The following is a 22,264-nucleotide window of genomic DNA, read 5'->3' as shown; positions in this document are numbered from 1 at the left end:
GATTCTTAATCCAAATCAAGAAAGCATTTCTCAGCCCCACTAAAATCGAACCCTCGTACAGAATAATGGGGGTGCACGTGGCGATTGAACTTTACAATGATGGCAAACATATTTGCCTAATGTTTAATGATTTGGTAACGGACGATGTCGAAGAGGCCGTCCAAGCCAATCAGTTTCTCATCGTCTCGAATGGCGAAGGTACTTTGATCGACCCGTCCGGCAACATCACCTACAATCCGCTCACACTGGCGATGACCAAATATCTGCAGAAAAAAGATCTCAAATATTTATTCGCCTCCCATCAAGATCCGGACATTATCGGCGCCCTCGATAAATGGCTGTTTAGTACCCAATGCAAACTGTACGTTTCAAATTTGTGGTCGCGTTTCGTTCCCCATTTTTGCAATCTCAATCGCGCTGACGGCCGTATCATTGGCATTCCCGATGAAGGTACTGGGGTGCAACTCGGCGCCTCAACTCTGTACGCGATACCTGCGCATTTTCTCCACGCTGAAGGTAACTTCCAGTTTTACGATCGCACGTCGAAGATTTTGTTTACTGGAGACATGGGCGCATCCTTGGTCGAAGCAAAAACCATCACTAAACCGATCGCCACCAAAGACGAGTTTTATGACCAGCTCCATACGATGAGCGGCTTTCATAAACGTTATATGGTTTCGAACAAAGTTTGCCGCTTTTGGGTCAATATGGTGCGCAATATGGAAGTTTCGATGCTGGTGCCGCAGCATGGTCGCTACATGGTCGGCGAAGCGATTCCCGCCTTCTTAGACTGGATCGAAAACCTTCAATGTGGCATTGATTTGTTTACGCAGGAACATTATCGCTTCCGTCCATAGACGCATCATCCCAGCGCAATGGAGCTCTCGCAAAAATAGTGTATCCACAGAATGTGGAGAAACAATGGAGAAACTAAGGAGAAACCACGGAGAGCGCTGCAGACCTGAAAACTTGTTGGAAAAAACTGAGCGAATCGCTTTAATTTTCCGACCAAGCTTGGCAAGCCAGACCTGAGACTTTACACTCGGCACCAGATCATCAACTAGGTGCTAACGTGAAATTTCCGATTGGCTTGCGCCTCTTCCTCGCCTTACTCTGCTCCAGCTTTGCGGTCGCCGCAATTAGCCTCTTGCTTTTAAGCGGCAGTGTACTCAATGTGTTCTCCGACTACACCGTCAAGATCGACCTCGATCGTCTGGATGAAGTTGCCAACGACATCAGCTCATCCTATACACAAAAAGGCGACTGGTCTTTTCTTCCCACATCAGCCGAAGAGCGTCGCTATTGGTTTGGGGAGAGTTTCAATCGACTCAACCAAGAAAGAGTTGAAAAACGAAGCGAGGCAAAACCGACTCAGCCGCTGCCACCAATTCCTCCGCTTACCCCACATTCACCACATGCTCCACTTGCGCCCAAAACCTCCAAGACACCACCAATCGCGCCGAAACAAGCCGTTGCAGCCATATCGTCGGTCGCTCCAGCAGCGCCTGCACCTGCTGCACCTGCTGCACCTGCTGCACCTGCTGCACCACCAGCGCCGCCACCACCCCCACCATTACCGCCCTTGCCTAGCAACTTAGATCCACTCTCTGAACCTGATCCTTACATCGCTGCCGACCCGAACCTGCTCGCGAAACATGGCGATTTGTATCTGCGCGTGACGCTACTTGACCAGCACTCAAATTACCTTGCTGGACTGAGAGAGAACCACATTGGACAGGATCAACGTGCACTGTACGCATATGGAAAGTTGATTGGCTATCTCGTTGTAAAACGAAGCAATAATCGCCCAGATGAGATCACAGCACGATTTCTCAATGCCTATCGCGATACCATCATCCGCTTCGTCATCTTCAGCGTAATCTTGAGCGCTATTTTGGCCACCATTCTTGCAATCCATTTTCGACGACCACTAATACGCTTGCGAGACGGAACGCAACAACTCGCACAGGGACGATACGCAACCCGTCTTGAGATACGACGAAGCGACGAACTTGGCGAGTTGGCCGACAACTTTAACCTCCTCGCCGAAAAACTGGAAAGCATAGAAAAAGAAAGGCGCCTATGGGTTGCCGATACTTCGCACGAACTACGCACGCCGGTCTCGGTAATTCGCGCTCAGATTGAAGCTTTTCAAGATGGCGTGAGGACACCGACGCCAGAAAATCTTGAGCTTCTTCTACGCCAAATTCTCGCACTCGACAAACTCATCAACGACCTCTATCTGCACGCGCAAATCGATGCTGAATCCTACCAGTTGCACCTAGAAGAAGTCGATCTGGTCGCCTGCTTAGACGAAGTCAGTCGTGGCTACGAAGAGAAATTGAAACGCGCCAATTTGCACTTCAGCTTTGATCACCGACATCATGAATCACTGATGCTTCAACTTGACCGAGCAAGACTCACTCAAGTTTTGTCGAACCTAATCGAGAATGCCATTCGTTACACAGCCGCTCCCGGTGAAGTCGCGCTCAGTCTGACGGAAGATCTGAATTCGATTCAGATTCTCGTAGAAGATAGCGCACCGGGGCTGAGTCAAGATCAGTTACAACAACTCGGACAACGCTTCTATCGCCCGGACGCAGGACGTAGTCGACAGCATGGCGGTAGCGGTCTCGGCCTGTCTTTATGCGTCCGTATTGTTCAAGCGCATGGCGGGCAAATTCAGTTTCAGCCATCGCGTCTTGGTGGTTTGGCGGTGCAAATCAGTTTACCTAAACACACACCGCGAACACCTGCTGCAGAGAAAGGGCAAGCACGATGAATCAGCAACATGTTATGGTGGTGGAAGACGAAGCAGATTTGGCCGCGCTCTTGCTCGATTATTTAAAACACGCAGGCTTTCAAGTGTCGATATTCAACGATGGATTAGTGGCGCTGGCAGCGATCAAATCGGCACCACCCGATTTCGTCGTGCTTGATCTGATGCTACCAGGGCTGGACGGCTTGAGCGTATGCAAAGAGCTACGTCGTGTTTCGAATCTCCCGCTACTAATGCTTACTGCAAAAGTCGAGGAGATCGATCGATTGCTCGGACTCGAAGCGGGTGCAGACGACTATATGTGCAAGCCATTTAGTCCGCGCGAATTAGTCGCTCGCATCAAAACTATCTTGCGACGCTGCCAGTATTCGAATCCTGCATCGCCTTCAAAGTCTGTACTAACTTACGAGTGGAATGAGTCCACACAAAGCATCAAGATCGCTGGCACTACGCTTGATCTGACGCGTAGTGAATATGTATTGCTGTTGAGTTTATTGCGTGCGCCAGGACAAGTTTTTTCGCGTGCGCAACTGCTCGACAAGTTGGGACAAGATTGCATTGATGTGACTGACCGTGCCATTGATAGTCACATCAAAAATCTCAGAAAGAAGATTGATGCGGTGATACCGGATATACCTGCCATTCATTCCATCTATGGGCTCGGGTATCGTTTTGATCTTGAAACACAGGAGAAGAAAACGGGATTTTAATTTTTGTATTCTTTGATTACCAAGGTACTTGCTAACGTCCTTACCAACGCTGGCTCCATACTTTCTCCACAATCTGAGATCAGTATCGATACTACGTCATTTACGCTGACGTCATTTGATACCAAGCTCAACTAGGAGAAAAACATGGGTTCCAAAACCATTCCCATTCTTATTGCGGTAACACTGTTGTGCCAATTCACCACAGCCGCTTCGCAAAACGAAAAACAAGATCCATCACCAGCGACCTCGAGCAATCAAAATCAAAAGCCATCGGCTGATTCGTTCAATGAAAAATCAAAACTAAGCCCGATGAAACCGCTCGCTCCGATGGCACCGATAGCGCCGATAGCACCAATGACATCAGGCGCGACACCCCCGCCACTACCACCACTACCACCGCTACCGCCAGCACCACCTGCCCCACCTGATGCACCAGCACTACCAGATGCGCCATCTGCTCCTGAGCTGCCAGCACTTCCAGACATCGATGACGAAATGCTTCCGCCACCACCGCCACCACCAGCACCTCCACCACCGCCAAAAATCAAAGTGCCCGCGCAAGCACATGCCGCTTGCCAAGGCAAACAAGAGGGTGAAACAGTGGAATATCGCCCGAACTCAGCCGAATATTATCGGGGTAGCTGCCGCACAATCAAAGGCAAGCCTACTTTTCAAGTCCGCCAACTCATGATTGAGCACTAAGTCAGAGAGAGAGGGCTTGCCTAAGCGATTCATCGATTCATCGATCCATCGATCGATCAATACATAGAGCAAGCTCTTTTTTATGCGTCGGACTGACTCATGTAAGAAGACCAAAACGAGCGTGAAAATGGTGATGGTGTTGCGGAATGGATCGCAGAATGGTTTAACTCAACCATGACAAGGCTTTCTTAAAAATACCTTCACGGATAGGCTCATCCGAGATCAACGCCGCATCCCCCTTTACATGGTCAGAGGTCTCAGCTTCTAAGTCGTAATGGCGATACGCCCGATCGGCAATATCTTGGCCAAAATTTTCACGAAAATGGAGATCCGCCTGATCGATGCAACGTTGCACTAGATGCGCTGCACTGGCCTCATCAATTTCAAAAAAATCCAGTAGCCCGCCACCTTGACGCGCATGATGCAGAATGCGCCATAAGGCTTCTAATGCTGCGCCGCTATCTTGCGCTCTAGCTTCAAATACACACTCATACTTCCCCGGAATTAAATTGCTCTTATCACGATTAAGTTCTAAGGCTTTGGCCCATCCACCACGGCGCGACATGCCAATATGAACCAAACCCGCTTTCAATGCAGAATTTCGTAAAACGTAAATATGACCAGGAATGCCACGCAAAGCCCGTGGATCCAAAGCTTGTATGTTTTGATTTCTACTTGCCAGCCGATTTGATTGCCTCATAGCCTTACCCTTGACGAATTGCATGTTGCTATTGTCTGCGGACTGATGACTTTCGAAAGTCCGAAGCAAGACTGAAAAACAGGCCTATTTTTTGTTTTCGATTACAAATGCAAACGACTGCGGGGTAGATTCGCCGCCAATTGATAATATTTCGTCATCGTTTTACGCGATTTGTGCACAGCATTTGTGCGATGCATCATCTATAATGAGGCGTCACTTTCTCTCTCTTATTTATTCACGATTTTATTCCCTTGTTTACTTCTTTCCTGTACCTGCCATGAATAGCCAAGATCTCGAAAATATTAATATCACCTCGTTCGCGCCGATGCCAACGCCGGAAGAATTGCATGCACGCTTACCCATTTCGGAGCATGCCGCCGATGTGGTTGATGCGGGACGTCAGGCGCTGAAAGAGATTCTTGATCGCAAAGACAAACGCATTTTTGTAGTGGTAGGTCCGTGTTCGATTCATGACCCCGTGGCGGGCCTCGATTACGCGCGTCGCCTTAAAGCACTGCAAGCGGAAGTGGCCGATAGTATGTTATTGGTGATGCGGGTCTATTTTGAAAAACCGCGCACCACCACGGGATGGAAAGGCTATATCAATGATCCTTTTATGGATGACTCTTTTCAAGTCGATATTGGCATGGAAAAGGCCCGTCAATTCTTGCTCGATGTATGCGAACTAGGCTTGCCCACAGCAACTGAGGCACTCGACCCAATTTCTCCTCAATATCTGGGTGACTTGATCGCATGGACAGCAATTGGCGCACGCACCACCGAATCACAAACCCATCGAGAAATGTCCTCTGGTCTGTCGACACCGGTCGGCTTTAAAAATGGCACCGATGGAGATATCAGCATTGCGATTAATGCGATTCTGTCGGCTTCTCATCCACACGCCTTCCTCGGTCTAAATGGACAAGGTCGCGTCTCTATCGTGCGTACTAGCGGCAATCAATATGGGCATGTGGTATTGCGTGGTGGAGATGGTCGTCCGAATTACGATACCGTCTCGGTCGCGATGGCCGAACAGGCACTAACCAAAGCCAAATTGCCGGCGAATATTGTGGTCGATTGCTCGCACGCGAATAGTTTCAAAAAACCAGAGCTTCAACCGTTAGTGATGGCGGATGTTGTCAATCAAATTTTGAATGGCAATCAAGCCTTGGTCGGTGTCATGATTGAGTCTAACCTTGTGGCCGGCAATCAAAAAATTCCAGAAGACTTGTCTCAAATGACCTATGGTTGTTCTGTCACCGACGCTTGTGTTGATTGGAACACGACCGAAACAATGATTCGTGAGGCAGCACAACGTTTGCGTACACGTTCTACTCAGTAATTCAAAACAGGGACAAGACGGTCAACTGAAACAGATCTCAGCTCGTTCCAACATGATACGATGCGGTTTCGGTTTTCCGTCTATCAATGATCACCTGTTTTTGACCTCGATATTATGCAAACCAGCAAAATCTGCCTCATCAGTGCACTTGTAATCGCTGCGAGTGCCTGCAGCACACCAAAACAAACCAGCATGCATAAGGAAGAATTCGGCAACGCTGATATGTTCACTTATGCCGTACCCGGCAATAGTGCAGAAGGTTGCGAAGCAGCACGCAGGGCTTTGATGAGCCAAGGCTATATCATCTCTGAGGCAAACCAAAACGGCGTTCGTGGCAAGCGCAAATTTCAAGCAAGTCCGGAATCCCACGTCGAGGTCGAATTCACCGTTGTATGTGCCGCCAATAGTAAAGGCAGCAATACCTCCACCATTTTCGCCAACGCAGTGCGCGACCAATATGCTTTGAAGAAAAGCAGCACCAGCGCCAGTCTGGGCGTGGGTGGGATAGGGTCTATCTCATTACCATTTGGTGAAAGTAACGACTCTTTGGTCAAAGTCGCCAGTGAAACGATCTCGGACGCCAAGCTCTACAGTCGTTTCTATGATTTACTCGAACGGTATATGGACGATGTCCGTGTGAGTGAGAGTCCCAAAGAGGTCCCCGCGCCTGAAGCCGTCAAATCTCACGAAGAGAACAATCAAGGCAAATCCGGAAATTCAAGTTCCGAAAACTAAGTCGATCGCCTTACAACTTTTCTCGTTTTTTCTCTTCACCGAGCGCATCGTATTCAATGCGCGTATCCATTTTTCCATCAAGATCACTATCCAATTCACACTGCCGCAATAAGCCGAGTTGATAAGCGCAATGCTTACGCGGCAGGCCCGTGGTCGGATAAATCACTTCACTTTCGGTCAGCACCCCAAAACGAAATCTCCATTTTTGATCATGAAAACCATCATGATCGGTATCGATCTCGGTCAGCTCAGGATTATTATCACGATAGCTCGTTATGGTCTCGAAAACACCATCGAAGTCATCGTCGCTTTCGCTGCGCTCAATCGCCCCATCAGCTCCATAGCTTTGTTTCAAGTCGATCTTTCCATCGAAATTTCGATCAAAGCTAGCTTGCGTAGCTTTGCCGCTGAGGTTATATGTCCAATGTTCATCGGAGCGATGATCGCGATAAAACGGGAAGAAAAAATAGGCGTACATCATGAGCAAGCCTAGGCCAAATCCCATGAAGAATAAACTCATGCCACCGAAACGTTTCATCGGCTCGGGCGCCGTATGCACTCTTCCATCGAAGCTAGAAGTTTGTTGCGCCTCCCATTCGGCGACCAATTTAATCGCCTCAGCAAACTGCTCTTCTCCCACCACAACGCGCACCAGTCCCATTGCGGGTAAGTCACCAATACCGCCTTGCAAGTGCTCGCCCTCAATAAAGGCCTGAATACCTTGTTGCGTTAGCAAATCGCAAAGCATATGTGCTTCGATGGGATTGCTTGCGTCATAAACCTTCTTGAGATTCGACATATCAATTGAAAAATTTAAAGTGAGCAAGTGTAACGGAACCATATTGCTCGTTATGGAAAACGGAGAATGAGGATAAAGATTTTGGCAGCATGCGCGTCATTCTCCGGTCATAAATGAGCGTTATGATGCAGGCTCATCTGACTACTCCTCCAAGGGTGTGGATTTAGCCCGCATTCAATTGCGGGCTTTTTTTTTCGGCGAGATTTAGCTTTGCGGTTCTGTCGGTGGCGGTGGTGCATCATTCATATCGACCGTGGCTACCCCACCACCATTCTGATATTCGATATACATCCACTTACCGTCAACATTGACGACATTTTCAGGAACCTGCCGTACGAACTCTGGCTTACCTGCCAAGGCATGACGCATCGCGTCAATCCAAATCGGCAAGGCGACTGTCGCACCAAATTCACGACCGCCCAAAGATTTAGGATCATCATATCCCATCCAAGAGACCGCTACGATATTGCCAGCGTATCCAGCAAACCATCCATCGACCGCATCACTGGTAGTACCTGTCTTTCCAGCTAAATCGCGTCGACCCAGTTTCTGCGTTGCCGCCGCCCCCGTACCACTACGAACCACTTCTCTCAACATACTATCGGTGACGAAAGCATTACGTTCATCGATCACACGCTGATCTTCAGGAGGCATTGCTGGCACATTCGCTTGAAACAGTACCGTACCTTTCGCATCGATCACTTTATCGATCAACCATGGTCGCACTTGATAGCCACCATTCGCAAACACGGCATAGGCACCGGCTAACTGCAAAGGCGTGACGGATCCCGTTCCGAGCGCAAGGGTCAAGTTGATCGGATGTTTGTTCGCTTCAAATCCAAAGCGCGGCAAATAATCACGGCCATATCCCGCACCAATGTTCTTTAAAACGCGCACGGCAACGACGTTCTTAGATACAGCCAATGCGCGCTGCAACTCAATCGGACCATCATACTTGCCATCATCATTGCGAGGATCCCATTTCAAGTCTTCTTCACTGGTACTCGACAATTGCACATCATTGACGAGCGTCGCTGGATACAAGCCCTTTTCCAAAGCAGCGGAATAAATGAAAGGTTTAATCGATGACCCCGGTTGGCGCCAAGCACCGGTCACGTGGTTAAATTTTTTGCGATTGAAATCGAAGCCACCAACCATGGCACGATAAGCGCCGTTTTGCGCATTTAATGAAACATAAGCGGCATCGACTTCGGGCGCTTGCGTTACCGACCAATTGCCTTTGAGATCTTGCATGACACGAATCAAAGCACCTGGACGAATTTTGATATCGCGATTAGCCTTCGCCTGCAACGCTGCGTTCACCAAACGCAGACCTTCACCACTGATCTTGATCGATTCACCCGTTGCCAAATCCGCCTTAATCAATTTCGGTGAAGCCTCAGTCACAACCCCCGAAATAAGACCTTCGCTGGCAGGATATTTCGCGAGGAATTCATCAATCACATCATCGCGCTGAGTTTCATCGGTCGGCAAATCAATGAATGCTTCTGGGCCACGATATCCATGACGTTGATCATACAAGAGTACATTGCGACGCAATGATTCATAGGCTGCTTCTTGTTCATCCCGATCAATGGTCGTAATGACTTTAATACCTGCAGTGTAAGTATCTTCTTTGAATTGCGCGTAGATACTTTGACGCACCATTTCCGCCACAAAGGCCGCATGCGATTCAAAGCTCGGCACTTTCGTCACATGTAAACGCTCTTTACTCGCCACCTCGTATTGCGATTCCGTGATGTACTTATGGCGCTCCATACTTTTCAGGACCACTAATTGTCGCTCTTTAGCGCGTTCGAAGTTCACCGCTGGATTATGCCGCGCGGGATTCTTTGGGATGCCCGCTAGCATCGCCGCTTCAGCGATAGAGAGATCTTTCATCGACTTATTGAAATAGATCCGGGCCGCGCTCGAAAATCCATGCGTACGCTGTCCTAAATAAATTTGATTCATGTAAAGCTCGAGAATCTGATCTTTACTCAAAGCATTTTCAATGCGGCGCGCCAACAAAATTTCTCGCAACTTACGCGAGACGGTACGTTCACGTGTCAGGAAAAAATTACGTGCAACTTGCATGGTAATGGTGCCACCGCCTTGCGGGGAGCCGGTGGCGGTTGAGACTACTGCACGCGCCATGCCAATGTAATCAATCCCGTTATGTTCATAAAAACGCGCATCTTCAACGGCGAGAATCGCATTCTTCATGGTGTCAGGAATGTCTTTAATCGGCACGAAGTCACGATGTTCCTCACCGAATTCGCCGATCAAGGTATTGTCCGCCGTATATACCCGCAGTGGAATCTTAGGTTTGTAATCGGTGACTGCGGTCAAAGGTGGTAAATCTGGCACCAGAATTAAATAGACATAAGCCAATAAACCAAGGATTAGAGCAACGATGCCCGCAAGTCCGGCGAATAGGAATTTCATCATGGTGCGTGAACGCGATAAAGAAAAACCCTAGTGTAATGTGCTACAAAATCCGCGCAAGCCCTAATTTAATAAGGTATTGCCTAACGATACCTATCAGAGCGAGTCCTGCTGCATTATTTGAAGGCGTAGTCGGAGAAAAAAGAGCACATTAAGCTTGCTTTTTTTGATCACGAGAGGACGCTATGCAAAACAGTTTAACTGCGCCTGTTTCCTCTTACCGTACGCAAGGAAAGCAGCACAAGATGCTGCTGACACTTATCGCTCTCGTGCACGTGGCAATCATCCTAGCGATCATCAATCTACCGCCGAAAACCCAATTCACGCTTGATCGCGAGAATCCCAAACAAAGTATGCTCGTCTTCATGTACGCTCCGACCGACCTACAGAGCAAAAATGTTCAAGGAGCGAAACAACGGAACATTGGCACTGATAACAAGATCAACACCATTCCAGCAATGGCTTCGACAAAGAACACCAGCAAGCATGGACAATCAGTCATCAGCAAACTAAGCGCACCGTCTTTACAATCTCAAACGGCCAAACTCAATGCAGCGCCTCAAACTCAAGAGTCAGATCGTGAGAAAACCCGATCTAGCATTGATCATCACATCCCTGAACTGACGAAACAACTCGAACGAGAACTAGCGCAAGAAGAACGCAAGAACGAGGCCGCCAAGCCACCCAATCAACTTGTACGTGAATATTGGGAGAAGCAAAACCATCCTTACCAAACCAAATGGCAAGCACTAGCAGCAAATATCGAGAAGGCGGCGGTACCACGCGGCACACAAGAAGAAAGTTATACTTTAGATGATGGATCGCGCATCACCAAATTCAATGGTGTTTGCTATAAGGCGCCTGATCCGGGTCGAGAATATCTTGGGCAGGCTGAGGTACGCCGCGTTTTCTGTCCACGCCATTAGCATCCCCCATGTACTCGTGAGAGTGCCGATTCATAGACCGTTTTATAGAACATAGATCCGCTGATGCATACTTTCGATTCACCTCCATATTCAACCCCACTTTCATGGCGCACGCAGCAAGGCGGTCAGCGTATTGTGATGTTGATGATCTTGCTTCTCCATCTCATGCTGGGGTGGACTCTTTTGGATTGGCATCCTATCAGCGCACCCAATGAACCGAATTCACGCTTGTTGATTCAATGGTTTAACCCTGAGCAAACTACGCTGCCGAATCCAAGTAGTGTTGTGCAAGCATCGCCGACAAGTGCTCAAAACCGAACTCAAGTACGCAAGGGCATTTCGATCAACAAATCAGCCCAAACGCCTTCGCGACTTCAGACTAAAGAGGCGACCTTACCTTCGGACTCACCCAAAGCAATCGAACAGGAAAAACCAAACCGCGATGATCCATTCGCCAGTCCGGCACCCACGGCACCCGCGACTACATCAAAGCAAGCCAATCAGATCGAGCAATGGCGTTCAGAGGTGAATAAAAGTTATAAGCAAGTGGAATCGGAACAGCCGATCAAACGTTGGCTGATGAATAAAAAAGAATTAACGCCGATGGAGAAATTTGCTCGCGACGCGCTTGGAGCGACGCCGGCTCGCGAAATCCAAACTGCTGAAGAAATGCGTCCCGATGGTTCGCGCATGACCAGAGTCAAAACTCCGCGTGGAGAATTTTGTGTGGTGGGACAACCACCGGGGCGGCCTTACGAAGCACGCATGCCCGATCAACGCATTATGCAATGCCCAATCTACTTCTAAGAGCGAAAAACAATAGCATCAATTTTCGACACTTGCCTCTAGGCTCTGAAGTAGATACAACTTCTGATACAGCCCACCAGACATTTGCATCAAATCTTGATGACGTCCTTGTTCGACGATACGACCATGATTCAGGACGACAATTTGGTCTGCTTCACGAATCGTCGACAAACGATGGGCGATCGCTACGATCGTGACCTTGCCACGTAACTCATTCAGTGCGATCTGCACGATTTGTTCGGTCTCGCTATCGATATGCGATGTCGCTTCATCCAAGAACAAAATTTTTGGTTGGCCCGCTAGAGCACGAGCAATCGCAATCAATTGTTTTTGCCCAGTTGAGAGTTTGGCCCCGCCTTCACCCAGAGGGGTGAGATATCCATGCTCTAACTGCATAATGAAGTCATGCACATGCGCTGCTTTGGCCGCGGCGATAATCGCCTCTTCGGAGAGCGTGCGCCCCATCGCAATATTTTCACGCGCACTGGCGGCCAACAAGAAAGGTTCTTGTGGCACCAAGCCTAGCTGCGCCCGAAACTCGGCATCACTAATCGTAGAAATATCAATGCCATCGATTTGCAATTGCCCTTGTTGCGCCTCATAGAAGCGCAGCAATAAGCTCAATAAGGTCGATTTACCGCTACCAGTGTGCCCGACCACGCCGTAAAAAGCCCCCGCTGGGATGGCGAGATTCACACCATGCAATACCGTCTTGGCGCCGTCATAGGCAAAACTTAACTCATGCACGCGAATAGCACCTTGCGCTATGCGTGCCGTGCTGTGGACATCAGCAACCGCCCCTTCGTTCAGTAAATGGTTGACACGCGCCGCCGACACCACCGCTTGCTGAATCTGACCGAACTGCAAGGTAATTTGAATCAAGGGATCAACCACGCGAGCGATGTAGCTAACAAACGCATACAACACACCAACTTCGAGCCCAGAAAATTCGCGTTGACCAAAGACGTAGATGACTAAGACCAGAAGACAGGAATTCAGTAAATCCAGTGCCGGTCGTAACAACCAAGCATTCGCACGCAATTCATCTAATCGTGCGCGATAGTGTTCCTGATTGTTTTTTTCAAAACGTTCGCCAAAAGCGGTTTGCGCATTGCAGGCCTGCAGCGCTGCCATGCCATTGATGCTTTCTGCCACTTGCGCATTGATATCGCTACGCTTTTGCCTTGCCCGCGTGACAGCAGGTGCACTCCATCTTTGATAGAACCACACAATCACAACCACCGCGGGCACCAGCAACAACACGATGGACATCAGACGCCAGTCGAGCCACGCCATCGCGATTAAAGCGCCAAGTACAACGATTGAGCTGTCGAGCATGACGAACAATACTTGTACGTAGAGATTTTTGACTGCCTCCGTATCATTGGTAACGCGACTCACCAATTGGCCGGTAATCGCCTTGTCAAAGAAACTCATCGGTAAGCGCAACACGTGATGATAAACCTGCTCACGCAAGCGCCGCACTGAACGCATGGCAACACCGGCCAGGCGCGTCAGCTGCTGATATCGCAACCAAGTGGCCCACCAGCCCGTGATCAGGTAGGCACCAATCAACAACGAGATCATGGTCATGTCGGCATTGCGTGGCAACAGGTAATGATCGATAAAAGCTTTACCCAAGAAAGGCCCAGCGGCCTCGAGCAATGATGCCAGCAGCAAGAACACGATACCCCAAACGACATGGGCGCGCTCGGACGCAGCCGCTTGCACCAATAACTGAATCGCCTGCCGTTTTTCAGAAAGCGGCTTTGAGGCTTCCTTTCGGGCTTCCTTGTGCGCTGACTGCTGCTGGTCTTGCTTCTGATCCTGCAAATCTTCTTGCACCTTTATTCCCCATCCTTCTCAGAATTTTCGTGTAGCGCGGCTTCCTCGAAATCGTCGGCATCCAAATCAGCTTCTAATTGCTGGTAGCGCCATTGACTTGCATACCATCCGTCTAAAGCGATCAACTGCTCATGCGTGCCCTGCTCGATCAAACGCCCTTCACGTAACACTAGGATATGATCCGCTTCAGCAACAGCGCTCAAACGATGGCTAATAATGATGGCGCTGCGCCGCGCTGCATGATGGCGGCGCAACTCCGCCAAATGACGCAGAATCTTGGTCTCGGTATCGGTATCGACCGCAGACAAGGCATCATCTAATAACAAGAGACGACAGTCGGTCAACAAAGCACGGGCGATGGCGACCCTTTGCTTTTGTCCGCCCGACAGCGTAATCCCGCGTTCGCCGACGGGCGTGTCATAGCCTTGTGGGAAACGCATAATGTCTTCATCGATTGATGCCAGGCGAGCCGCTTCGCGAATTTGTTCGCGTGTGGCATTCGGTTTTGCGAGAGCGATATTGTCGGCAATCGAGGCCGAGAATAAAAATGGTTCTTGCGCTACCCAATTCACCGCCTCGCGCAAGGCATGCAATTGGATTTGTTCGATGGCATGCTCACCCCACATGAGCTTGCCATCGCGCGTTTCGAACTGACGCAGCAATAGCCGCGCGACACTCGATTTACCCGCACCAGTTGGTCCAACAATGCCTATCGTCTGTCCTTGTTCGAGAGTGAAACTCAACTCACGCAACGCCATGCCCACTTGACCGGGATAAGAGAAATTGATGCGTTCGAAATGAATGCGTTGGAAATCGGTTTGCGTGATCTTGCCTTGATCCTGAATCACAAGATCAGCTTCTAGCACCGGACGCAAACGCGCCCATGCCGCCTTGCCGCGCTCGAGCAAAGACAAAACCCAACCTGCAGCAAACATCGGCCAAATCAGCTGTCCTAAATACATGCTAAACGCGGTGAGGTTGCCAACACTCAGCTCGCCTTGCCATACCAAATATCCACCGACCACGAGCGTCAAAGCACCTGCGCTGGTGAGGCTTAAACCCACTGCGGGTTCATAGGCGGCCTCCCAACGTTGAGACCGCAAACTGGCTTCCGCTGCGGCATCAGCAAGTTCAGCAAATTGCTGCGCGCTTTGATGTTCAAGTCCCAATACGCGCAGAGTTCGAACACCCGACAAACTTTCTTGTACATGATCGTTCAATTGACTAAACCGCTCGAGCGAATCTTTTGAAGCATCATGAATTTTCTGAGTAATCCATTTGAACGACCACGCCATGAAAGGAAAAGGTAAAAGACTGGCCAATCCCAAACGCCAATCCACGCCCAAGGTCATCATACTAATCACTAAGACGAAGGTCATGAAACCATCAAAGCCAGCCAAAGCGGCTTCGCCAGCGGCGAGCTCGATGGCATCCGCATCGTTGGTACCCAGTGCCATCAAATCGCCAGTTCTCTGCTGCTGGAAAAAAGCAGGGCTTTGCAAACTGAGTCGTTGATAGAGACGCAAGCGCAATTGCGCGCCGAGTCGATAAGAAGCTGCGAACAACTGCAAGCGCCAACCCACGCGCAAAAAGTAAATCGCAACACCCATCGCGACCACCATCGACAAATCGAGCAGCAGATTCGGATGGGCTCCGTGTTGCACCATATGGTCAATAATCTGCCCGATTTTTCGCGGTATCAGTACCGTGAAAGTGGCCACCAAAAACAACATCACACCAGCGGCAATATAGTGCCGCCAGTGTTGTCGGATGAACTGGGCTAAAAGTTGATAAAGACTCATAGAATGAAAAATACAAATGTACAGCAGAGACTGAGTGCCTGATTCAGCGCTTCAAACATCAATACAGAATGACTGCGCTGAATGATTGTGCTTAGTGCAGCAGCATCGGTCCCTTACTTCGGAACGACCCCTTACTTCTTCAAGGTTTGCCACAAGAAGGCGTAGGCGATGGCGCTCATGTCGGCGCGCTGAGCATTGTTTGCAGCGCCACCATGGCCACCTTCGATATTCTCGTAGTACCACACATTTTGATGACCTTGATCCAACATTTTGGCGGCCATTTTACGTGCGTGGCCTGGATGGACACGATCATCACGGGTCGAGGTAATGAAGAGCACTGGTGGATATTTGACGTCAGCTTTCACATTTTGATATGGCGAATACTTTTGAATGAAATTCCATTCATTGGCCAGATCAGGATTACCGTACTCACCCATCCAAGAAGCACCCGCCAGTAGCTTATTAAAGCGCTGCATATCGAGCAAAGGTACTTGACTCACGACCGCGCCAAACAAGTCAGGGCGCTGCGTCAACGCGACACCTGCCAACAGCCCACCGTTACTTCCTCCCATCGCACCGAGATGCTGTGCACTCGTCACTTTTTTCGCAATCAAATCTTCTGCCACGGCAGCAAAATCATCATAGGCACGTTGACGATTTTCTTTCAAGGCAGCCTGATGCCAACGTGGTCCATATTCGCCACCGCCGCGGATATTCGCGACCACATATACACCGCCTTTTTCCAACCACGCTTTGCCCGTACCACCCGAGTAGGACGGCGTTAATGACACTTGGAATCCGCCATAGCCGTACAACAAAGTCGGATGGCTTGCATCAAAGGTGAGATCTTTTTTGCGCACCATGAAATAAGGTACACGCGTACCATCTTTCGAGGTCGCAAATTTTTGCTCGGTCACAAAATCTTTACTATCAAAAAAACTCGGTGCGGATTTTAAAAGTTGACGTTGATCATTGCCCGCCTTAGCCAACATCAAGACACTCGGCGTCAAGTAATCGGAGTAACTCAACAAATAATCATCACTCTTATCCGCATCGACAGGACTAATACCCACCGCGCCCATCGTCGGCAGCTGGACATTGCGGGCACGCCATTGAGCATTCTCAAAACGAAGCTCGACCACATTGCTCTTCACATCGTTCAGCAGTTGAATCAGGACATAGTTCTTGGTCATACTCAAACCAGCAAAACTAATCGTTTCGGTCGGCTGAAATAGAACGGTAAAGGCACGATTTCCTGCCAAGAAGGACTCGAAATCAATCGCCAACACACTGCCAGCTGCGAAATTCTTACCGCCCGCGGACCACGCTTGATTCAAGGTCAAAATCATCTGGGTACGGAAAAACTCAAGCCCGACCTGTTCTGGCACATCAAGTTTTTGCAGTTTTGAGCCTTGAATCAGAAAACTTTCTGAGGTGTAGAAGGTAATTCCGCGTTGTACGATTTCATGGCGAATACCGCCGTGCTGCACGCTCGCCGCAGCCACCGAAATATCGTCCTTCTTCCCTTCGAAAATCATACGTGCCGCACTCAACGGTGTGCCGCGCTGCCACTCTTTCACGATCCGCGGATAACCGGAGTCAGTCATGCTATCTGGTCCGAAATCGGTGGCAACGAATAAACTGTCTTTGTCACGCCAATTCACCGACATCTTCGATTCTGGGAGCGTGAAACCATCTTTGACGAACTGGCGTTTTTGCAGATCAAACTCACGCACGATCACGGCATCTGCGCCGCCGCGTGACAAACTGATCAAGCAACGATCAAACTCAGGTTCCCGACAATTAGCACCTTTAAAGACCCAGCTCTCATGGTCTGCTTTGGCGATCGCGTCAACATCAATAATCACATCCCATTTTGGTTGCGCCTGACGATAGTCTGCCATCGTCGTACGACGCCAAACGCCGCGTGGATGCTCTGCATCAGTCCAGAAGTTATAGACGTACTTGCCCATTTTCTGAATACCCGGAATACGATCCTTCGAATCCATAATGACCTGCAAGTCGCTACGCATTTTGAGGAAATTGGCATTTTGATCGAGTTTTGCGCGTGTCTCAGCATTGCGCGCCTTGACCCAGTCCAAGGCCTTCTCACCTGCGACATCTTCTAGCCACAGAAATGCATCTGGTTTCTCTTGATTTGGGCCGGTTGGGCTACTTGCACTAGTCGTGCTTGGTGCCTGCGCCGAAGCCGCTTGATTTTGAGGGAAAGCGAGCGCGAAACTTGCGCTGGCAAAATGACAGGCTAAGCCTGCTGTCACGCCTAAGCTCAGTCGGCGCAAGGCTAAAGATGATGGCAATCGCATGGTTATTCTCCGCAAGAATGATGTATGACAGACCTGCAGTATAAACTGATCTGATGCTGGTATTTGGCTTTGTGCTTGGAAAACTCGGCAAGCAGTCATTCTCGCTCGCGCAACTTTAGATCCGTGCTGGATCTTGCTAGTCTATTTTTTTCGAACCGCGACGTTATTGCGTATCCACAACTGCATGTCTTGCCAAATACGAGCAACTTCGGCATCAGGCGGCATTTTAATTGCATGAGGCAATTCTATCGTTAAGACTGGAATTTCTTGGTGTAAGCCACTGTAATTGCCGAGTGAGCCGGGATACACGCCCACACGGTTATACACTAAGCGACCAAAACGGCTCGGTGGTTTGGCGGGACCATCCAGATCCAAAACTCCAAATGGTGCATGCACTGAGATGATCACGTTCGGCTTGAAACTCTTCATGGTTTCAAAAACCCAGCGACTTTCTGGCTCAGAAATAGGTGCATTCCCAGGAAAGCGGCGCGGATCACTTTTGGTCTTCTTTTCCCAGTAGGAACGCGCCTCTTTGTCCCACTCCGGAGTTGGGAAATTGCGATTGAGATCGATCCCGTTAGCATTCACGCGTTTGCGCGCCAACAAACCATCAGGATTCACAATGGGCACGACTTTCCATTGGAATTCTTGACTACGATTTTTCTGCAGCGTCTCCATCCATTTGAAAACAATCGAGGAGGCTGTGTGTTCATCGCCATGGATGCCGCCAATCAGCAAGATGCGTAGCGGATGTTTGCGTTTGCTGTCGGCCGCAAAATCGCGTTGCATCAAAGCGAGGCCTTGCACCGAATTGACACCAGTCGTACTCAATTTCGCCGCTCGACAATCGTTGAGACTGACTTTCGGTAAGCGCGGCGTGACGCGTTTGCACCAATCGACCAAAGGCGCTGATGACGGACTCGCTTCAGGATCTGGAGCGCTTGGCGGTGTCGAACTCATCGCAGCAGCATGGCTTGGTACGAGATACGCCGAGCAAACCAACAGACATAAAACATGGCGCAGCAAATAAAAGAGCGATGCGCTCTTGATACGCATCGCTCGTTGCCCACTCACTTCGACAGTTACTCGATGCAAATTACAAACCCGCCGCTGCACGCAAGATCTGTGCTTTGTCTGTACGTTCCCAAGTGAACTCTGGTTCTTCGCGGCCAAAGTGACCATAGGCTGCAGTCTTAGAATAGATAGGACGCAAGAGATCCAACATTTGAATAATGCCGCGTGGGCGCAAATCGAAATGTTCATTGACCAAAGCAGCAATTTGCTCGTCTGGAATCACGCCTGTGCCTTCGGTATACACCGTCACATTCATAGGACGTGCTACACCAATCGCGTAAGCCACTTGAATTTGGCATTGACGTGCAAGACCTGCCGCCACAATGTTCTTCGCCACATAACGTGCCGCGTACGCTGCGGAACGATCAACTTTCGTTGGATCTTTACCGGAGAAAGCACCACCACCATGTGGGCAAGCGCCACCGTAGGTATCGACAATGATCTTACGGCCAGTCAGACCGCAATCACCTTGCGGGCCACCGATCACAAAACGACCGGTTGGATTGATCAGGAACTTCGTGTCTTTCAACCATTCTGCTGGCAAGACTGGGCGAATGATTTCTTCAATCACCGCTTCAACAAACGATGGCTTCATCTTGTTACCATCGCTTTGATCTGGACTATGCTGCGTCGACAAGACCACGGTATCGATGCTATGTGGTTTGCCGTCGACATAACGCATCGTCACTTGGCCTTTGGCATCTGGACGCAAGAAGGGCAAACGGCCATCCTTACGCAATTGCGCTTGGCGTTCTACCAAGCGATGTGCGTAATAAATTGGCGCTGGCATCAATTCAGGTGTTTCATCGCACGCATAACCAAACATCAAGCCTTGATCACCGGCACCAGTGTTCAAGTGATCGTCAGATGCATGATCGACACCTTGGGCGATGTCGTTGGATTGCTTGTCATAAGCGACCAAAACCGCGCAGCCTTTGTAGTCGATCCCAAATTCGGTATTGTCGTAACCGATACGTTTGATGGTATCGCGCGCCACTTGAATGTAATCGACGTGCGCATTGGTCGTGATCTCACCGGCCAAAACGACTAAGCCCGTATTGACTAAGGTTTCTGCAGCGACGCGGGAACGCGGATCTTGTTCAAAAATGGCATCTAAAATTGCATCAGAAATTTGATCTGCAACTTTATCTGGGTGACCTTCAGAAACTGATTCTGAAGTAAAGAGAAAATCATTTGCCATCGCAGGCTCCTAAAAAAACGGTTGTTCAACAATAGCCGCAGTGGGAGTGATGCCTGCGACGCTTTAGCGAAATTTATTACCCGCTTCGCAAGTTGTCTATTTAACTCGGCGGGGGCGTGCAAAGTGGTTTGCATTGCCAATATGTGCTATTTTACGCCTCTTATTGCTTTCGTGTCGAATGCCCTTCGATTTTTACGGCATATCGATATGATCTCCCACAAAATTTCTATCATTTGTTCAGCAAAAGACCAAAAAACTGAGCAAAAAAATATCTCTCTCACTCGCTAGCACCATGCTACTTCGTTTGTTTCGAATTCTTTCATTTGTTCCCTTGCCTTTCTTGCATGCGATCGGGGTTTTCCTCGGCTATGTCGTGTACGCTCTTTCGCCGACCTATCGCCGCCGTATGCGGGCCAATATGGCTTTAGCCGGCTATGAGCAGCATCTCGGTATCGCCTTGCGTGAGGCGGGCAAAAATGTGTTGGAATTACCCTTGGTCTGGCTTGGCAAACCCGAGCGCTTAGCGGCCAAAGTACGTTTAGAGAATTGGGAAATCGCCCAACAAGCAATCGACGCACAGAAAGGTGTGATCTTCCTGACACCGCATTTAGGTTGTTTTGAATTATCTGGCAAATCGATTGCACTGCGCACCAAGACCACCGTTCTATATCGTCCTCCGCGCAAGGATGCTCTTAAACCTTTATTGGAAGATGCGCGTGCCTCCAGTGGCATGTTGCTCGCCCCCGCCAATCTTTCAGGTGTGCGGGCACTAGCAAAAGCTCTCAAGCGCGGTGAAGCAATCGGCTTGTTGCCCGATCAAGTACCGCAGCAAGGCGAAGGTGTGTGGGCCAACTTCTTTGGTCAACCGGCTTACACCATGACTCTTTCCGCAAAACTGCATGCAATGACGGGAGCGCCGATTATTTTGACTTACGCTGAGCGTCTACCATTCGGCCGCGGTTTTGTGCAGCGCTTTGTCAAATTCGAGGAAGACATGAGCGGCGACGCAAATGCCCAAGCAGCGGCGATCAATCGAGCCATGGAAAAACTGATCGCCCAAGTGCCAGCGCAGTATTTCTGGAGCTATAACCGTTACAAAACACCGGATGGCGTGTCCGGCCCTGATCAAGCTAGCGCTACTGAAACGCCAGCGTCACAGGAGCCAACATGAGACTTGCACTGTTCATCATGTGGCTACTGCATTGGCTGCCGCTGCCACTCCTAGGACGTCTTGGTGAAGCGCTTGGCAGCTTACTGTTTAAACTACTCAAACGCCGTCGCCATATCTGCCTGACCAATTTACGACTCTGCTTTCCCAATATGAATGAGGCTGAGCGGGTCGCAGTAGCACATCGACATTTTCAGGTTTACACACGCAGCGTGTTTGAACGTGGCATCTTGTGGTGGGGTTCTGAACGCCGCTTGCGTCGCTTAATCCATGTTGAATACAGCATGCCGATGGCGGAGATGGTAGCCACACCAACCGTGTTTATGTGTCCTCATTTTGTGAGTCTCGATGTGGCTGGTGTCGCTGTTATGTTGGAATCGTCGCTGTGCTCGATTTACACCACACAACGCAACAAAGTTTTCGACCAGGCCTTACGCAAAGGTCGTTCACGCTTTCGTCCTGTGAAGTTGTTTTCGAGGGCGGAAGGCGTCAAGCCTATCATCCGTGCGATGAAAGAGAATTTGCCTTTCTTCATGTTGCCAGACATGGATTTCGGCTCAAAAGATGCTGAATTTATTCCGTTCTTCGGCGTACCTGCTGCAACCTTAACAGCCCTACCACGCATCGCAGCGGCTACCCATGCAAAAGTGATCCCAGTGATCGCCAGTATTCGTCCAGATTATTCCGGTTGGAATGTCAAATTTGATCAAGCGTGGGAAACGTATCCAGAGGGTGATCTGCAAAAAGATACACGTCGTATGAATGCCTATATCGAGCACGAAATTTTAAAGATCATGCCCGAATATTTTTGGACCCATCGCCGTTTTAAAACACGTCCGGATGGCGAGACGAGCGTCTATTCAGGTTTATCGAAAACCTTCCCCGATACACGCTATTGAGCA

The 22,264-nt window shown here is 49.6% G+C and carries 18 protein-coding genes; 10 read left to right on the top strand and 8 right to left on the bottom strand.

Annotated features, from left to right (window positions below):
- Positions 1-77: 77 nt before the first annotated feature.
- The 4 genes from RF679_RS04125 (at position 78) to RF679_RS04110 (ending at position 4,191) form a co-directional block, all read left to right on the top strand.
- Entirely contained in the window at positions 78-857 is a 780-nt protein-coding gene (locus RF679_RS04125; protein ID WP_309482952.1) for an oxygen-binding di-iron domain-containing protein, read from the top strand.
- Between the two features lie 215 nt (positions 858-1,072).
- On the top strand, positions 1,073-2,782 hold the full coding sequence (locus RF679_RS04120) for an ATP-binding protein (protein WP_309482951.1): 1,710 nt from the start codon (positions 1,073-1,075) through the stop codon (positions 2,780-2,782).
- Positions 2,779-3,489 (top strand): response regulator, encoded by a 711-nt coding sequence (locus RF679_RS04115; RefSeq protein ID WP_309482950.1) that lies wholly within the window; start codon positions 2,779-2,781, stop codon positions 3,487-3,489. Before RF679_RS04120 ends, RF679_RS04115 begins: the two co-directional genes overlap by 4 nt.
- A 144-nt stretch (positions 3,490-3,633) precedes the next feature.
- Positions 3,634-4,191, top strand: a complete 558-nt coding sequence (locus RF679_RS04110) for a hypothetical protein (protein ID WP_309482949.1) — start codon at positions 3,634-3,636, stop codon at positions 4,189-4,191.
- A 163-nt stretch (positions 4,192-4,354) separates the two neighbouring features.
- On the opposite strand, the gene RF679_RS04105 is transcribed toward RF679_RS04110, so the two are convergent.
- Positions 4,355-4,891, bottom strand: coding sequence for a hypothetical protein (locus RF679_RS04105; protein WP_309482948.1), 537 nt, complete (start codon positions 4,889-4,891; stop codon positions 4,355-4,357).
- 277 nt (positions 4,892-5,168) lie between these two features.
- Here RF679_RS04105 and RF679_RS04100 point away from each other — a divergent pair, with 277 nt between their 5' ends.
- Both RF679_RS04100 and RF679_RS04095 read left to right on the top strand, forming a co-directional pair.
- A complete protein-coding gene (locus tag RF679_RS04100; protein ID WP_309482947.1) occupies positions 5,169-6,233 on the top strand; it encodes a 3-deoxy-7-phosphoheptulonate synthase in 1,065 nt (354 codons plus the stop codon).
- A gap of 114 nt (positions 6,234-6,347) precedes the next feature.
- Positions 6,348-6,968: a DUF2242 domain-containing protein gene (locus tag RF679_RS04095; protein WP_309482946.1), complete on the top strand. Its 621-nt coding sequence runs from the start codon at positions 6,348-6,350 to the stop codon at positions 6,966-6,968.
- 10 nt (positions 6,969-6,978) lie between these two features.
- On the opposite strand, the gene RF679_RS04090 is transcribed toward RF679_RS04095, so the two are convergent.
- Together RF679_RS04090 and RF679_RS04085 are read right to left on the bottom strand one after the other, a co-directional pair.
- Complete coding sequence (locus RF679_RS04090; protein WP_309482945.1) at positions 6,979-7,767, bottom strand: putative signal transducing protein; 789 nt, start codon at positions 7,765-7,767, stop codon at positions 6,979-6,981.
- Between the two features lie 204 nt (positions 7,768-7,971).
- Complete coding sequence (locus RF679_RS04085; protein ID WP_309482944.1) at positions 7,972-10,218, bottom strand: penicillin-binding protein 1A; 2,247 nt, start codon at positions 10,216-10,218, stop codon at positions 7,972-7,974.
- A gap of 182 nt (positions 10,219-10,400) precedes the next feature.
- Between RF679_RS04085 and RF679_RS04080 the strand changes: the two genes are divergently transcribed.
- Positions 10,401-11,141, top strand: coding sequence for a hypothetical protein (locus RF679_RS04080; protein WP_309482943.1), 741 nt, complete (start codon positions 10,401-10,403; stop codon positions 11,139-11,141).
- Positions 11,142-11,204: 63 nt separating this feature from the next.
- Entirely contained in the window at positions 11,205-11,948 is a 744-nt protein-coding gene (locus tag RF679_RS04075) for a hypothetical protein (protein ID WP_309482942.1), read from the top strand.
- 18 nt (positions 11,949-11,966) lie between these two features.
- On the opposite strand, the gene RF679_RS04070 is transcribed toward RF679_RS04075, so the two are convergent.
- The 5 genes from RF679_RS04070 to metK form a co-directional block, all read right to left on the bottom strand.
- Entirely contained in the window at positions 11,967-13,679 is a 1,713-nt protein-coding gene (locus tag RF679_RS04070; RefSeq protein WP_309483965.1) for an ABC transporter ATP-binding protein, read from the bottom strand.
- 116 nt (positions 13,680-13,795) lie between these two features.
- Positions 13,796-15,595: an ABC transporter ATP-binding protein gene (locus tag RF679_RS04065; protein ID WP_309482941.1), complete on the bottom strand. Its 1,800-nt coding sequence runs from the start codon at positions 15,593-15,595 to the stop codon at positions 13,796-13,798.
- Between the two features lie 131 nt (positions 15,596-15,726).
- Entirely contained in the window at positions 15,727-17,919 is a 2,193-nt protein-coding gene (locus RF679_RS04060) for a prolyl oligopeptidase family serine peptidase (protein ID WP_309482940.1), read from the bottom strand.
- A 141-nt stretch (positions 17,920-18,060) separates the two neighbouring features.
- A complete protein-coding gene (locus RF679_RS04055; protein ID WP_309482939.1) occupies positions 18,061-18,975 on the bottom strand; it encodes a DUF2817 domain-containing protein in 915 nt (304 codons plus the stop codon).
- 40 nt (positions 18,976-19,015) lie between these two features.
- Positions 19,016-20,194: a methionine adenosyltransferase gene (gene metK, locus RF679_RS04050; RefSeq protein ID WP_309482938.1), complete on the bottom strand. Its 1,179-nt coding sequence runs from the start codon at positions 20,192-20,194 to the stop codon at positions 19,016-19,018.
- 292 nt (positions 20,195-20,486) lie between these two features.
- On the opposite strand from metK, the gene RF679_RS04045 reads away from it, so the two are divergent.
- Both RF679_RS04045 and RF679_RS04040 read left to right on the top strand, forming a co-directional pair.
- A complete protein-coding gene (locus RF679_RS04045) occupies positions 20,487-21,365 on the top strand; it encodes a lysophospholipid acyltransferase family protein (RefSeq protein WP_309482937.1) in 879 nt (292 codons plus the stop codon).
- Positions 21,362-22,261 carry an LpxL/LpxP family acyltransferase gene (locus RF679_RS04040; RefSeq protein ID WP_309482936.1) on the top strand — a complete coding sequence of 300 codons (900 nt, stop codon included), beginning with the start codon at positions 21,362-21,364 and terminating at the stop codon, positions 22,259-22,261. Before RF679_RS04045 ends, RF679_RS04040 begins: the two co-directional genes overlap by 4 nt.
- The last annotated feature ends 3 nt before the right edge of the window (positions 22,262-22,264 follow it).

Source organism: Undibacterium cyanobacteriorum, from assembly GCF_031326225.1.
Taxonomy (GTDB): domain Bacteria; phylum Pseudomonadota; class Gammaproteobacteria; order Burkholderiales; family Burkholderiaceae_D; genus Undibacterium; species Undibacterium cyanobacteriorum.
Note: the sequence above shows the minus strand (reverse complement) of the source record. Positions and strands in the feature narration are given on the sequence as shown.